Raw genomic sequence first — 13,575 nt, 5'->3', positions numbered from 1 at the left:
TTGAACGTTTGAATAAAGAAAAATCCGAGCAGGCCGACACAGTCGGCAGCATCAAACCTATTACAAGGGATTTTCCCCATGCCTTTGCTGCGACAACTCTCCATCCAATGGAAGATCACCCTGCTGGCGGGCCTGTGCCTGGCGGCCATCGTCACCCTGCTTGTCGGCCTTTCTCTATACCGCATGGACCACAGTTCGGACCTGGTGAAAGCCAGCAGCATGCGCATGCTCTCCGACTCGGCCCAGGCGCGCATCGAGTCCCAGGGTGAGGTCCAGGCCCTGAATATCCGCCGCCAGTTCATGGACGCCTACCAGTACGGCGCCGGTTTCGCCCGCCAGGTGCTGTTCCTGCGCGAACAGGCCGAGAAACGCTTCCTCGATGCCTACGACCTGCGCCAGGACATGACCGCCCAGGTGCGCGCCGCGCTGCAGGCCAACCCCGACCTGCTCGGGCTGTCGCTGGTGTTCGAGCCGGGCGCGCTGGATGGCAAGGACAAGCTGTTCGCCGGCCAGAGCGAGCTGGGCAGCAACGAGACGGGGCGCTTCGCCCTGTACTGGTCGCAGCCACGGGTCGGCCAGCTGACCTCGATGGCGCTACCCGAGCACGACATGGCCAACACCGAGATCGGCCCCAGCGGCCAGCCGGCCAACACCTGGTGGGTGTGCCCGCGCAGCACCGGCACGGTGTGCGTGGTCGAGCCGTACTTCTATGACATCGACGGCCAGCGCGTGCTGATGACCAGCATCGTGTTCCCGCTCAAGGCCGGTGACAAGGTCATCGCCACCCTGTCCATCGACATCAACCTCAACAGCCTGCAGGCCCTGAGCCAGACCGCCAGCCGCAGCCTCTACGAAGGCCAGACCACCGTGGGCATCCTCAGCCCCGTGGGCCTGCTGGCCGGCTACAGCGCCGACGCCGGCAAGCTGGCCCAGCGCTTCGACCAGGTCGACCGGACCCAGGGCGCGGAGCTGGTGCGCAAGCTCGCCGAAGGCAAGCTGCAGATCCTCCACGACCAGCAGCGCCTGAAGGTGCTGGCCGCCTTCGAGCCAATCCCCGGCGGCAAGCCCTGGGGCGTACTGCTGGACGTACCGGAAAGCGCCCTGACCGGCCCTGCCGAGGCCCTCAAGGTTGAACTCGACGCCCTCAACACCAGCGGCACCCTGCTCGAGCTGGGCCTGGGCCTGGCCGCCGCCATCGCCGGCCTGCTGCTGGTATGGCTGATGGCCAGCGGCGTGACCAAACCGATCCTCGGCGTGGCCACCATGCTCAAGGACATCGCCAGCGGCGAAGGCGACCTGACCCGCCGCCTGCAGTACGACAAACAGGACGAACTGGGCGAGCTGGCCGGCTGGTTCAACCGCTTCCTCGACAAGCTGCAGCCGACCATCGCCAAGGTGAAACGCTCGGTGCAGGCCGCCCGCGGCACCGCCGACCAGTCCGCGGCGATTGCCGCCGAGACCAGCGCCGGCATGGAGCAGCAGTACCGCCAGGTCGACCAGGTGGCCACCGCCTCCCACGAGATGAGCGCCACCGCCCAGGACGTCGCCCGCAGTGCGGCCCAGGCTGCCCAGGCCGCGCGCGAAGCCGACCAGGCGACCCGCGAAGGCCTGGCGGTGATCGACCGCACCACCACCAGCATCGACACCCTGGCCGCCGACATGAGCGGCGCCATGGCCCAGGTCGAGGGGCTGGCGCGCAACAGCGAGAAGATCGGCTCGGTGCTCGAGGTGATCCGCTCGATCGCCGAGCAGACCAACCTGCTGGCGCTCAACGCCGCCATCGAGGCCGCCCGCGCCGGTGAAGCCGGCCGTGGCTTCGCCGTGGTCGCCGACGAGGTGCGCAACCTGGCCCGTCGTACCCAGGAGTCGGTGGAGGAAACCCGCCAGGTGATCGAGGCCCTGCAGGCCGGTACCCAGGAAGTGGTCGGCGCCATGGACAGCAGCCACCGCCAGGCCCAGGGCGGCGTCGAGCAGGTCGGCCAGGCCGTCACTGCGCTGCAGCGCATCGGCCAGGCGGTGACCGTGATCACCGACATGAACCTGCAGATCGCCAGCGCCGCCGAGGAGCAGAGCGCGGTGGCCGAGGAAATCAACAGCAACGTCGCCACCATCCGTGACGTGACCGAGTCGCTGAGCGGCCAGGCCAACGAATCGGCGCGGGTCAGCCAGTCGCTCAACAGCCTGGCCAACCAGCAGCAGGGGCTGATGGATCAGTTCCGCGTTTGAGTCCACCTCGTCGGGGCCGCTTTGCGGCCCTTTCGCGGCACAAGGCCGCTCCTACAGGGGCTGACGCGGACTCTGTAGGAGCGGCCTTGTGCCGCGAAAGGGCTGCGAAGCAGTCCCGGCAACCTCGTCGTCTACACTTCTGCCCGAACCCAAGGACCGGCAACCGACGAGGCCCCGATGAAGAAAGTCCCCACCCTGCTGGCCAGCCTGCTCCTCGCCATCGGCCTGGCCAGCACCGACAGCGCGGCGTCCGCCGAACAACCCGCCCCCATCCACTTCGGCGCCATCGGCTGGGAAAGCGGTGCCCTGACCACCGAGATCCTGCGCCTGATCGTCGAACACGGTTACGACTACCCCACCGATACCCTCCCCGGCAGCACCGTCAGCATGGAAGTGGCCCTGGCGCGCAACGACCTGCAGGTAATCGCCGAGGAATGGGCCGGACGCAGCCCCGCCTGGGTCAAGGCCGAGCAGGCCGGCCAGGTGTTCGCCCTCGGCGACACAGTGAAGAACGCCGAGGAAGGCTGGTGGGTGCCGGCCTACGTGATCAAGGGCGACCCTGCACGCAACCTGAAACCCTTGGCCCCGGACCTGCGCAGCGTCGACGACCTCAAGCGCTACCCCCAGGTGTTCAAGGACCCCGAGGTGTCCGGCAAGGGCCGCTTCCTCAACAGCCCCAGCGGCTGGACCTCCGAGACCGTCAACAGCCAGAAGCTCAAGGCATATGGCCTGGAAGGGCTGTACAACAACTTCCGCAGCGGCTCCGGCGCCGCCCTCGACGCCGAGATCGGCTCGGCGATCCGCCGTGGCCAGCCGGTGCTGTTCTACTACTGGAGCCCGACGCCGTTGATGGGCCGCTACGAACTGGTGCGCCTGGAGGAACCCCCGTTCGATGCCAGCGCCTGGGCCACCTTGACCGATGCTGCCAACCCCACCCCGAAAGGCAGCCGCTCATTGCCGGCCAAGCTCTCGATCGGCGTGTCGAAGGCATTCCGTGACGCCCACCCCGAGCTGGTCGCGGTGTTCGAAAAGGTCGACCTGCCCATCGCCACCCTGAACAAGGCCCTGGCACGCATGAGCGAGACCCGCCAGCCTCCGCGCGAGGCCGCCCTCGCTTTCCTGCGCGACAACCCCGCTGTGTGGAAAGCCTGGCTACCCGCCGAAAACGCCGCCAAGGTCGAGGCCGGCCTGTGAGTGGTGGTTTCCCCGAAGCCCTGCAATTTTCCTTCGCCGCCTGGGTCAACCGTCTGGTCGACTGGCTGGTGCTGCACTATGGCGATCACCTGCGCAGCATCTCCGACCAACTGTTGCAACTGCTGGTGGGCCTGGAAAACCTGCTCCGGTTGCTACCCTGGTGGCTGCTGTTGCTGCTGGTCGGGCTTTTGGCCTGGCACGCCAGCCGCAGCCTGGCACGGGCATTGGTGTTGCCGCTGCTGCTGGCGCTGATCGGCATGCTCGGCCTGTGGGACAAGCTGCTGCAGACCCTCGCCCTGGTACTGGTGAGCACCGGCCTGTGCGTGCTGGTCGGCGTGCCGCTGGGCATCCTGCTGGCCACTCGGCCACTGGCCCGGCGCCTGGTGTTGCCGGTGCTCGACGTGATGCAGACGCTGCCGGCCTTCGTCTACCTGATCCCGGTGCTGATGCTGTTTGGCCTGGGCAAGGTGCCGGCGGTGTTCGCCACCCTGATCTATGCCTTGCCGCCGCTGGTGCGCCTGACCGACCTGGGCCTGGCGCAGATCGACCCGTCGCTGTTGCAGGCCGCCCACGGCCTGGGCGCCAGTCGCTGGCAGCGCCTGCGGCGCATCGCCCTGCCGCTGGCCTTGCCAAGCATCATGGCCGGGCTCAACCAGTCGGTGATGATGGCCCTGTCGATGGTGGTGGTGGCCTCGATGATCGGTGCCCGCGGCCTGGGCGAAGACGTGCTGGCCGGGATCCAGACCCTGAACGTCGGCCAGGGCGTCGAGGCAGGGCTGGCGATCGTCGCCCTGGCGATGGTCATCGACCGCATCAGCCAGGCCTATGGTCGTCCCGGGCGCTGAGGCCCACATTCGCGTATCGTAGCCGAGCCCTGCCAGCATCCGGAGCCTGCCACGCGTGTCCCTCAAAGCCCTGCGCACCCTGGTCACCATCGCCCGCCACGGCACCTTCGCCCGCGCCGCCGACCTGCTGAGCCTGACCCCGTCAGCGGTGAGCCTGCACATCAAGACCCTGGAGGACGAGCTGCAGGTCGCCCTGTTCGACCGCAGCCGCCGTCAGGTCGTGCTGACCGAGGCCGGCCAGCTGGCGGTGGGCCGTGCCGAAAGCATCCTGGCGGCCTACGACGAGCTGGCCGACACCCTGGCCAGTGGCCCGAGCCTGCGCGGGCGCTTGCGCATCGGTGCGATCCACACCGTGCTCGCCCGGCGCCTGCCCAGGGCGCTGGTGTGGATCAAGGCGCACCATCCCGAGCTGCATGTCAGCGTGGTCTCGGGCATGTCGGCGGAACTCGCCCGACGGGTCGAGGACGGCGAGCTGGACGCGGCGATCACCACCGAACCGGTCAGCCCCTACCCGCAGAGCCTGCAGTACACGCCGCTGTTCGAAGACCGCTTCTGGGCCATCGCCAGCCCGGACCTGGCCGGCCAGAGCCTGCCGGCGCTGCTCGCCAGCCAGCCGTTCCTGCGCTTCGACAAGCGCGCCTGGGCCGGCCGGCGAATCGAGCAGGAACTGCGCCGCCAGCGCTTGCAGGTCAACGAGCAGATGGAACTGGACAGCCAGGAGGCCCTGGCGCGGATGGCGGCCATGGGCTTGGGTGTGGCGGTCATTCCCATGAGCGACGACGACGTCGAACGACTGCCTGCCGCCACCGTGCTGCCCTTCGGCGAACCGCAGCTGACCCGGCGCGTGGTGCTGCTGGAGCACGAGAAGAGTCAGCGCCGGCATTTGAGCGCGGTGCTGAGGACCGCGCTGGAGGCCTGAGATCACTCAGCCCTGCGGGAGCGGACTCTTTAATCGTGCAGTTTTCCTCAACATTCGCTTAAGAAAACACCGTTTTTTCTGTTCGCTTCACTCCGCTAGTCTGTGGCCGTACCCGACCACGGAACCACGCCCATGCTCCATCTGCTGCTCACCACCCTCGTTCCGATCATCCTGCTTATCGCCCTGGGCACCTGGCTGCGGTTGCGTGGTTTTCTCGCCGAAACCTTCTGGCCTGGCGCCGAGCGCCTGAGCTACTACGTGCTGCTGCCGTCGCTGTTCCTGCACGGCCTGGCCACCGCCAACCTCGACGGCGTGCCGGTGCTGGGCATGGTTGGCGTGCTAATGCTCTCGACGCTGCTCGGCGCCCTACTGTTGGTGCTCTACCAGGGCGCGGCCAATCATGATGGCGCCGACTTCACCTCGGTGTTCCAGGGTGGCGTGCGCTTCAACAACTACATCGGCGCGACCCTGGCCGCCGGTATCTACGGCACGGCCGGCATCGCCCTGGCGGCGGTGGCCAACGCCGCCATCGTGCCCCTGGTCAACCTGCTCTGCGTGCTGGTCTTCGCCCGTTTCAGCGCGCGCCACAGTTCACCGGCCACCGTGCTCAGGGCGATCTTCGCCAACCCGCTGATCATCGGCTGCGCCGCTGGGCTGTTGCTGCGGGTGACCGGTCTGGGCCTGCCCATCGGCCTGGAGTCCACTGTGAAGGCCCTGGGCCAGGCGGCGTTGCCCTTGGGCCTGCTGTGCGTCGGCGCGGCATTGGGCGGGGCACGCCTGGGCCAGCAGGTCAAACCGCTGCTGGCCGCGTCGCTGTTCAAGTTCCTGGTCATGCCGTTGACTACCTGGGCCCTGTGCCGGTTGCTCGGGCTGGGCGGTCAGGCAGCAGTGGTCGCGGTGTTGTTCCAGGCCCTGCCCACCGCCTCGTCATCCTATGTGATGGCCCGGCAAATGGGCGGCAACGCGCCGCTGATGGCCACCATCATCGCCCTGCAAACCGTCGTTGCCGCGGCGACCCTGCCACTGGTGCTGACCTTGACGCTGAGTTGAAGCGATACGGCTAGACTGTGGACAGCCAACCTCGCGGAAACTCGATCATGCGCCTATCGTGGATGCTGCTCGGCCTGTCCCTGAGCCTGCTTGCAGGCCCCCTCCCCGCCGCCGACAGCCAGAAAGCCGCGGTTGCCGAAGACAAGGCACAGGTGTTGGAAGAAAAAGTGGTCGAGGATGCGCCACCGCCGAAAAAGCAGGAAACCCTTACCCCCGGTGAAGTCCAGGCCGTCGACCCGGCCGGTCAGGCGCCAATGGACGACAGCATCACCTGCCTGGCGCGCACCATCTACTGGGAAGCCAAGGGCGCCGACGCCAAGGACATGAGCGCGGTGGCCAGCGTGGTGCTCAACCGCCTGGGCCACGAGGGCTTCCCCGACAGCATCTGCGGGGTGGTCAAGCAAGGGGTGGAGAGCAAGAGTTGCCAGTTCTCCTGGTGGTGCGACGGACGCCCCGATCAGGTGGAAGAAGAGGAACGCTACACGGTGGCCAAGGAGATCGCCCGCAAGGCCCTCAACCAGCAGTTACGGGACCCCACCGGCGGCGCGCTGTACTTCCACGACCGCAATGTGAACCCGGACTGGGCCAAGGCCTACCGCAAGACCGCCGAGACAACGCACTTTCTATTTTACAAGCCGAACCAGGCGCTGGCCCGGTGAAGCCTGCGAGGAGCCCCCCTCACCCGAAGATGCGCGAACCTCCATGCGCAATGCCGCATGGAAACTTATCGCACCGACACTATCGTTAACGCGACAGTATCGGGCGATGGGGAAACACTACTGACAATTACTCGAAATCGATATCCAGCTCGACAGTCGGTACGCAATCGTCACCAATCTCCTTGGTACCATCCGGGCAGCTCAGAGGTACCGGCGTATAGAACGCCGGCTGCGAGGCAATCACACCGGCACGCAGACTCTCATTTTTGTGGGCGGCCTGGGCCATACCCGCAGCCGCAATCAGAGCAACCAGAACGACTTTTTTCATTTGTGCTTCCTTGAATGAGGATTACTGATTTTTCGCTGCCAGCCAGGCAAAACACTATGGCTTCTCCGGCGTAACAACCCAATCGAATTTATCCCTCACGCAGCACTCTGGCTTTAGGACACATTAACCACGACCAGGAGAAAAGCCCTCATCTCGATGGTTCCATACCTACGGTCGCTGGTACGCCCCCCAATAGCGACAATCAATCGAAATCGAAGGGAGGCTGACAGTTTCCGGCCGGTGCCCGCGCCGTTCCTTTCGGACATGCCCCGTATCCGGTATCGCCAAGGTAGGCGGCGGCAAGCTGCAGCCTCTGTTCGGCAGCGTCGTCGCGACTGAACGGCGATTGCGCTTTGGCAACGACAGCGCTTGCCAGCTCATTGCCATGTGCGGTCTGGATCAAGCCTGCAGTTGCAAAAAACGCTGCCAATACGACCTTTTTCATACGGTGTCCTTTCAGTGAGTCTTGGTTTCATTTACCGCCGGTGATTTCTTTCCCCTGCAGCCCGACAGACTTTATCTGTCAGCCGGGCCATTCAGCTTTAGGAAAAGCCGACTCCGCCGCCCGAAACCCTCTTCAGAACCGTAGGCAATCGGTCGAGCAAGTCACTCACACTCCGTAACTCCTACAACCTCTTTCCCCCAACATCCCCCGCTCGACAATGAAGTCGATCACCGCCTGCAACCCCTCGCCCTTCTTCAGGTTGCTGAACGTCCATGGCCGCTCCGGGCGCATGCGCCGGGTATCACGCTCCATCACCTCCAGCGAAGCGCCGACATAGGGCGCCAGGTCGGTCTTGTTGATCACCAGGAAGTCCGACTTGGTGATGCCCGGCCCGCCCTTGCGCGGGATCTTCTCGCCCTCGGCCACATCGATCACGTAGATGGTCAGGTCGGCCAGCTCCGGGCTGAAGGTGGCGCTGAGGTTGTCGCCGCCACTCTCGACGAAGATCACTTCGAGGTTGCCGAACCTGCGCGCCAGTGCTTCGACGGCGGCCAGGTTCATCGAGGCGTCCTCACGGATGGCGGTGTGCGGGCAGCCGCCGGTCTCGACGCCGACGATGCGCTCGGGCGCCAGGGCCCCGGCCTCGGTGAGGATGCGCTGGTCTTCCTTGGTGTAGATGTCGTTGGTCACCACGGCGATCTGGTAGTGGTCGCGCATGGCCTTGCACAGGCACTCGAGCAGCGCGGTCTTGCCGGAACCGACCGGGCCGCCGACTCCGACGCGCAGGGGTTGCTGGTAGTTTTCCATCTAGGCAGTCCTCAGGAACGGAACAAACGGGTGTATTGGGTTTCGTGACGCGATGAGGCGATGGCCAGCAGCGGCAGGCCGCCGCCGAGCTGGTCGTCGTCGAGTGCCAGGGCATGATCGAGCACGGCGGGCAGCTCCTCGCCCAGATCGCGCAGCAAGGTCTGTGCGGCTTGCTGGCCGAACGGCACCAGCTTCACCCCCGCCATCACCGCCCCTTCCAGCCAGGCGAAGCCATGGCCCAGGGCGAGTTGGCGCAATGGGATCGACCAGTGCGCGCCGAGCCAAGCCATGCCGCCCAGCTGGCTGAGTTCGAGGCTGGCCCGCCAGGCCGGTGCCTGCGCCAGTTGCCAGCCATCGAGCAGGCGCGCCAGGGCGCTGCCACGCTGGCGCTCCTCGAGGCGCAACTCGGCGGTCTCGCGGTTGGCCAGCAGGAACAGGCTCCAGTGGGTGAAGGCCTCGGCATCGTCCGCCTGGCATGCCCGGTAAAGACGCGCCAGCAGCGGCCAGTCGAGATGGCCGAGGGTGTCGTGCAACTGCTCGCGCTGCCATGCGGCGAAGCCCTTGGCGTCCTTCACCCAGCCGGCTTCCACGGCCCACTCCAACCCTTGCGAATAGGTGAAGCCGCCCACAGGCAGGCCGGGGCTGGCCAGCTGGAGCAGGCGCAGCAGCGCCAAGTCGCTGTTCATCAGCCGGCCAGCACCAGCGCGGCACCGGCCAGCAGGCCACCGCCAAAGGCTTTCTGCAAACCCGCATGGCGGCGCAACAGGCAGCCAACGCCGAAGCCCACCGCCAGCAGCAACCCGCTGACCGTGACGAAGCCGGCGCTGAACTGCCAGAACGCGCTGGGCGTGGCTTCCACGCCATGGGCCCAGCCGTGGAACAGGGCGAACACCGGCATGATCAACGACAGCAGCAGTTGGCGGCTCGGCAGCAGCATGGCAGCGGCGGCCACCAGCAGGGAGCCGAGGATCATCTGCTCCATGCCGACCACGTCGCCGAACAGATGGCCACACACCGCGCCGCCAAACATCGCCGCCAGGGTCGCCAGCGGCAGGGTCAGGTTGCGTCGGGTCAGCGCGGCGAGCACACCGGTGCCGAGCAACATCAGCAAATGGTCGAGGCCGGTCAGCGGATGCAGCAGCCCATCCTGCAGCGGGTTGGTGTCATGGCCGGGGTGGGCGAAGGCCGGCAGGGCCACCATCAGCAGTACCAGGGCGAAAGTCTTTTTCATTGTGGGCTCCAGGGTGAGGTCAGGAATGGGTTGGCAAACGTACGAACGGATGGTCGTGGCCATGGGAATGACCATGGGGCGCGCTCTGGTAGGCACCGGCCTCGGGCTCGAACGGCGCCTGTTCGGCGACCACCTCCAGCCCCAGGCCGCACAGCATGTCGTCGAGCACATGGTCGTGCTGGTAGCGCAACAGACCCTGCTCGATCTGCAGCGGCACATGGCGGTTGCCCAGGTGGTAGGCGGCGCGGGCCAGCAGGTGCGGGTCGGTGCAGCGCACCGTGGACACCGCCTCCGGCGCGGCCAGTACCTGGATCACCTGGGTACCGTTGGCGTCGCTAAGCAGTTCACCGCCACGCAGCAGATGGCCGCGCTCGAGCATCAACCCGGCCTCGCGGCCATCGTCGAGGGTGACCCGCAGGCGGCTCTTGATGCGGCTGTCGACATCGAGTGTGACCGTGCCGGTGATGGCCTCGGTCTGGGTGATGCGACGGGTGAGGACAATCATGTTCGCTCCTTCAGAACAGGAAATAACGCTGCGCCAGCGGCAGCTCGTGGGCCGGCTCGCACACCAGCAGCTCGCCGTCGGCGCGCACCTGGTAGGTCTGGGCATCGACCTCGATCAGCGGTTGCAGGGTGTTGTGGACCATGTCGGCCTTGCGCACCCGCCGGCAGCCATGGGCCACGCCGATCAGGCTCTGCAGCTTCAACTCGTGGGGCAGGCCACGGTCCACGGCGGCCTGGGGCAGGAAGGTCATGCGCGTGGCGTGCCGCGCCGCGCCCAGGGCGCCGAACATCGGCCGGTAGTGCACCGGTTGCGGGGTCGGGATCGAGCCGTTGATATCGCCCATCGGCGCCGTGGCGATCATCCCGCCCTTGAGCACCAGGGCCGGCTTGACCGCGAAGAACGCCGGCGCCCACAGCACCAGGTCGGCCAGCTTGCCCACCTCCACCGAACCGACCTCGTGGGCGATGCCGTGGGTCAATGCCGGGTTGATGGTGTACTTGGCGATGTAGCGCTTGACCCGGAAGTTGTCGCTGTAGGTGCCGTCCGGCGCCAGCGGGCCGCGGCGCAGCTTCATCTGGTGCGCCACCTGCCAGGTGCGCAGCACCACCTCGCCGACCCGGCCCATGGCCTGGGAGTCGGAGGAGGTCATGGCGAAGGCGCCCATGTCGTGGAGGATGTCCTCGGCGGCGATGGTCTCGCGGCGGATGCGCGACTCGGCGAAGGCCACATCCTCGGCAATGCTCGGGTCCAGGTGGTGGCAGACCATGAGCATGTCCAGGTGCTCGTCCACCGTGTTCACGGTGTAGGGCAGCGTCGGGTTGGTCGAGGACGGCAGCACATTGGCCTGGCCTGCGGCGCGGATGATGTCCGGTGCATGGCCACCGCCCGCTCCTTCGGTGTGGAAGGTATGGATGGTGCGCTCGCCGATGGCGGCCAGGGTGTCCTCGATGCAGCCCGACTCGTTGAGGGTGTCGGTGTGGATCGCCACCTGGATGTCCATCTCCTCGGCCACCCCCAGGCAGCAGTCGATGGCGGCGGGCGTCGAGCCCCAGTCTTCGTGCAGCTTGAGGCCCACGGCGCCGGCGGCGATCTGCTCGCGCAGGGCCTCGGGCCGCGAGGCGTTGCCCTTGCCCAGCAAGCCGATGTTGATCGGCAGGCAGTCGGCGGCCTGGAGCATGCGAGCCAGGTACCAGGGGCCGGGGGTGCAAGTAGTGGCGTTGGTGCCGGTGGCGGGGCCGGTGCCGCCGCCGATGAAGGTGGTCACGCCGCTGGTCAGCGCCTCCTCCACCTGCTGCGGGCAGATGAAGTGGATATGCGAGTCGATGCCGCCGGCGGTGACGATCTTGCCTTCGGCAGCGATCACCTCGGTACCCGGCCCTACCGGCACCGTGACGCCGGGCTGCACATCGGGGTTGCCGGCCTTGCCGATGGCAGCGATACGCCCGTGCTTGACGCCGATATCGGCCTTGACGATGCCCCAGTGGTCGATGATCAGCGCGTTGGTCAGCACCAGGTCCATGGCCTCGGCCGCGAGCATCTGACCCTGGCCCATGCCATCGCGGATCACCTTGCCGCCACCGAACTTGACCTCCTCGCCGTAGATCGTGAAGTCCTTCTCCACCTCCACCCACAGCGCGGTGTCGGCCAGGCGTACGCGGTCGCCGACGGTGGGCCCGAACATGTCGGCGTAGGCCTGGCGGGAAATGCGGCTCATGCCCTGCCCTCCAGCGCGCCCATCACCTTGCCCTGGAAGCCGTACACCTCGCGCTTGCCGGCATAGGCCACCAGCTGCACGGTGCGCGCCTGGCCCGGCTCGAAGCGCACCGCGGTGCCGGCCGGAATGTCCAGGCGAAAGCCACGGGTCGGCTCGCGCTCGAATACCAGGGCGTCGTTGACTTCATAGAAGTGATAGTGCGAGCCCACCTGCACCGGGCGGTCGCCATGGTTGGCCACGCTGACGCTGACAGACTGGCGGCCGACATTTAGCTCGATGTCGCCTGCGGCGACCTGGACTTCTCCGGGGATCATGCCGGCCTCCTCAAACGATGGGTTCATGCACGGTCACCAGCTTGGTGCCGTCGGGGAAGGTCGCCTCGACCTGGACGTCGTGCAGCATTTCCGGCACGCCGGCCATCACCTGCTCGCGTACCAGCACCTCACGGCCCAGGCTCATCAGCTCGGCCACGGTGCGGCCATCGCGGGCGCCTTCGAGCACCGCGGCGCTGATCAGCGCCACCGCTTCCGGGTAGTTGAGTTTCAGGCCACGGGCCAGGCGCCGCTCGGCCAGCAAGGCGGCGGTGAACAGCAGCAGTTTGTCTTTCTCTCGCGGGGTCAGCTCCATGGCGGCTCTCTTCAGGTGGCCCAGATGCGCGGCGGGCACGGCGCCAGGCCGAGCACGGCCGGGCGCAGCAGGTGCCAGAGGCGCTGCAGGTTGCGTTGCAGGTGTTGGTTGTCATGGTCGAGCAGGCGGATCACCAGCAGCGGGCCGAGCAGGGTCGCGCCGGTGGGCGTGGCCAGTTCGTCGAGGGCCTGGCGCACCTGGTCGAGCAGCGCCTGGTCGGCCGGCGCGGCGCAGAACGTGGCGATCAGCGGATGCCCGGCCAGTTTGTCCAGGTGCCCGCCTTCGATGCGCAGGCGCTCGTGCAGGCCGGGCTCACCGGGCAGTTCGATGCGCAATCGGCTGTCCAGGGCGCCCTGCTCGAAGCGCTCGCCCATCACCGGGCGGCCCAGGCATAGCGTCTCCCAGGCCAGCAGGCGGGCACTGGGCTCGAGGGTGAAACGGCTGTCCAGGCAGGCCCGGGCACCGTTGAAGAAGATGCTGTCCTGGGGCAGCCACTCCAGGGTGCTGCCGGCGGCGAGGTGAAAGCGCTGGGCCAGGCGCGCGGTGGGGCCGATGCTGCGGTAGAACTTGCTGGCGCCGGGCATGGTCAGCAAGGCGTGGCTGCCGCTCTCCAGCTGGATGTCCAGCTCCAGGCGGTCACCGGCAACGACCCCGCCGGGCGGGTGCAGCACATAGACATGGCACGGCGCGCCCTCCGGGTAGAACGGCCGCTGCACCAAAAGAGGTCCGACATGACGCCGCGCACCAAGGCGGGTCACGCCCTCGCGCTGGACGAAGCGCAACTGCAGATGGGCGCTCCAGCCCGGGTCTGCCTGCGGTGGGTCGATCTGTTGCGCCAACGACATCCTGGAACCCCTGAAATCCGTGACCTGGCGGCCGGATTGAGGGTCAAGCGCGGAGTGCTTGCGGGCATTCCGGGCTGACCACTCGATCAATATTCGCTGAGGGGATATAGCAGGGAGCGGGCCAACTGCGCAGATGAACGATGATGAAACTTTCGAACCGTCAGTCATGCCGCAAGGCTA

Annotated in this window: 16 protein-coding genes and 1 pseudogene; 7 read left to right on the top strand and 10 right to left on the bottom strand. The window is 67.0% G+C overall.

Annotated elements, in window-relative coordinates; genetic code table 11:
* Positions 1-78 precede the first annotated feature (78 nt).
* The 7 genes and pseudogenes from VUG52_RS27260 to VUG52_RS12325 form a co-directional block, all read left to right on the top strand.
* Positions 79-1,368: pseudogene (locus tag VUG52_RS27260) on the top strand (PDC sensor domain-containing protein); the annotation flags it as partial.
* Positions 1,369-1,470: 102 nt separating this feature from the next.
* Positions 1,471-2,226 carry a methyl-accepting chemotaxis protein gene (locus VUG52_RS27255; RefSeq protein WP_371041468.1) on the top strand — a complete coding sequence of 252 codons (756 nt, stop codon included), beginning with the start codon at positions 1,471-1,473 and terminating at the stop codon, positions 2,224-2,226.
* A gap of 177 nt (positions 2,227-2,403) precedes the next feature.
* Positions 2,404-3,420 carry an ABC transporter substrate-binding protein gene (locus tag VUG52_RS12345; RefSeq protein WP_331833035.1) on the top strand — a complete coding sequence of 339 codons (1,017 nt, stop codon included), beginning with the start codon at positions 2,404-2,406 and terminating at the stop codon, positions 3,418-3,420.
* The gene (locus VUG52_RS12340) at positions 3,417-4,265 is read left to right on the top strand and encodes an ABC transporter permease (protein ID WP_050706005.1); all 849 of its coding nucleotides are present in this window, start codon (positions 3,417-3,419) and stop codon (positions 4,263-4,265) included. Before VUG52_RS12345 ends, VUG52_RS12340 begins: the two co-directional genes overlap by 4 nt.
* Before the next feature lie 55 nt (positions 4,266-4,320).
* A complete protein-coding gene (locus tag VUG52_RS12335) occupies positions 4,321-5,184 on the top strand; it encodes a LysR family transcriptional regulator (RefSeq protein ID WP_331833034.1) in 864 nt (287 codons plus the stop codon).
* 132 nt (positions 5,185-5,316) lie between these two features.
* On the top strand, positions 5,317-6,234 hold the full coding sequence (locus VUG52_RS12330; protein WP_050706007.1) for an AEC family transporter: 918 nt from the start codon (positions 5,317-5,319) through the stop codon (positions 6,232-6,234).
* A 47-nt stretch (positions 6,235-6,281) separates the two neighbouring features.
* The gene (locus tag VUG52_RS12325) at positions 6,282-6,893 is read left to right on the top strand and encodes a cell wall hydrolase (RefSeq protein WP_331833033.1); all 612 of its coding nucleotides are present in this window, start codon (positions 6,282-6,284) and stop codon (positions 6,891-6,893) included.
* Between the two features lie 127 nt (positions 6,894-7,020).
* On the opposite strand, the gene VUG52_RS12320 is transcribed toward VUG52_RS12325, so the two are convergent.
* The 10 genes from VUG52_RS12320 to VUG52_RS12275 form a co-directional block, all read right to left on the bottom strand.
* Positions 7,021-7,221, bottom strand: coding sequence for a hypothetical protein (locus VUG52_RS12320; protein WP_050706009.1), 201 nt, complete (start codon positions 7,219-7,221; stop codon positions 7,021-7,023).
* Positions 7,222-7,423: 202 nt separating this feature from the next.
* Positions 7,424-7,666 (bottom strand): hypothetical protein, encoded by a 243-nt coding sequence (locus VUG52_RS12315; RefSeq protein ID WP_156329640.1) that lies wholly within the window; start codon positions 7,664-7,666, stop codon positions 7,424-7,426.
* A 165-nt stretch (positions 7,667-7,831) separates the two neighbouring features.
* Positions 7,832-8,473 (bottom strand): urease accessory protein UreG, encoded by a 642-nt coding sequence (ureG, locus tag VUG52_RS12310; RefSeq protein ID WP_050706010.1) that lies wholly within the window; start codon positions 8,471-8,473, stop codon positions 7,832-7,834.
* A gap of 11 nt (positions 8,474-8,484) precedes the next feature.
* Positions 8,485-9,159, bottom strand: coding sequence for an urease accessory protein UreF (locus VUG52_RS12305; RefSeq protein WP_050706011.1), 675 nt, complete (start codon positions 9,157-9,159; stop codon positions 8,485-8,487).
* A complete protein-coding gene (locus VUG52_RS12300) occupies positions 9,159-9,704 on the bottom strand; it encodes a HupE/UreJ family protein (protein WP_050706012.1) in 546 nt (181 codons plus the stop codon). The genes VUG52_RS12305 and VUG52_RS12300 overlap by 1 nt, the downstream gene beginning before the upstream one ends.
* Positions 9,705-9,723: 19 nt before the next feature.
* Positions 9,724-10,209, bottom strand: a complete 486-nt coding sequence (gene ureE / locus VUG52_RS12295) for an urease accessory protein UreE (protein WP_331833032.1) — start codon at positions 10,207-10,209, stop codon at positions 9,724-9,726.
* A 10-nt stretch (positions 10,210-10,219) separates the two neighbouring features.
* Positions 10,220-11,923, bottom strand: a complete 1,704-nt coding sequence (ureC, locus tag VUG52_RS12290) for an urease subunit alpha (protein ID WP_050706014.1) — start codon at positions 11,921-11,923, stop codon at positions 10,220-10,222.
* Positions 11,920-12,237, bottom strand: a complete 318-nt coding sequence (locus VUG52_RS12285; protein WP_050706015.1) for an urease subunit beta — start codon at positions 12,235-12,237, stop codon at positions 11,920-11,922. The genes ureC and VUG52_RS12285 overlap by 4 nt, the downstream gene beginning before the upstream one ends.
* Before the next feature lie 10 nt (positions 12,238-12,247).
* A complete protein-coding gene (locus tag VUG52_RS12280; RefSeq protein WP_038706005.1) occupies positions 12,248-12,550 on the bottom strand; it encodes an urease subunit gamma in 303 nt (100 codons plus the stop codon).
* A gap of 11 nt (positions 12,551-12,561) precedes the next feature.
* Positions 12,562-13,395, bottom strand: coding sequence for an urease accessory protein UreD (locus VUG52_RS12275; protein WP_331833030.1), 834 nt, complete (start codon positions 13,393-13,395; stop codon positions 12,562-12,564).
* Positions 13,396-13,575: the final 180 nt, after the last annotated feature.

Origin of the sequence: Pseudomonas sp. LH21, from assembly GCF_036549575.1 — a bacterium.
GTDB classification, from domain to species: domain Bacteria; phylum Pseudomonadota; class Gammaproteobacteria; order Pseudomonadales; family Pseudomonadaceae; genus Aquipseudomonas; species Aquipseudomonas peradeniyensis.
This window is presented reverse-complemented; position numbering and strand designations above follow the sequence as displayed.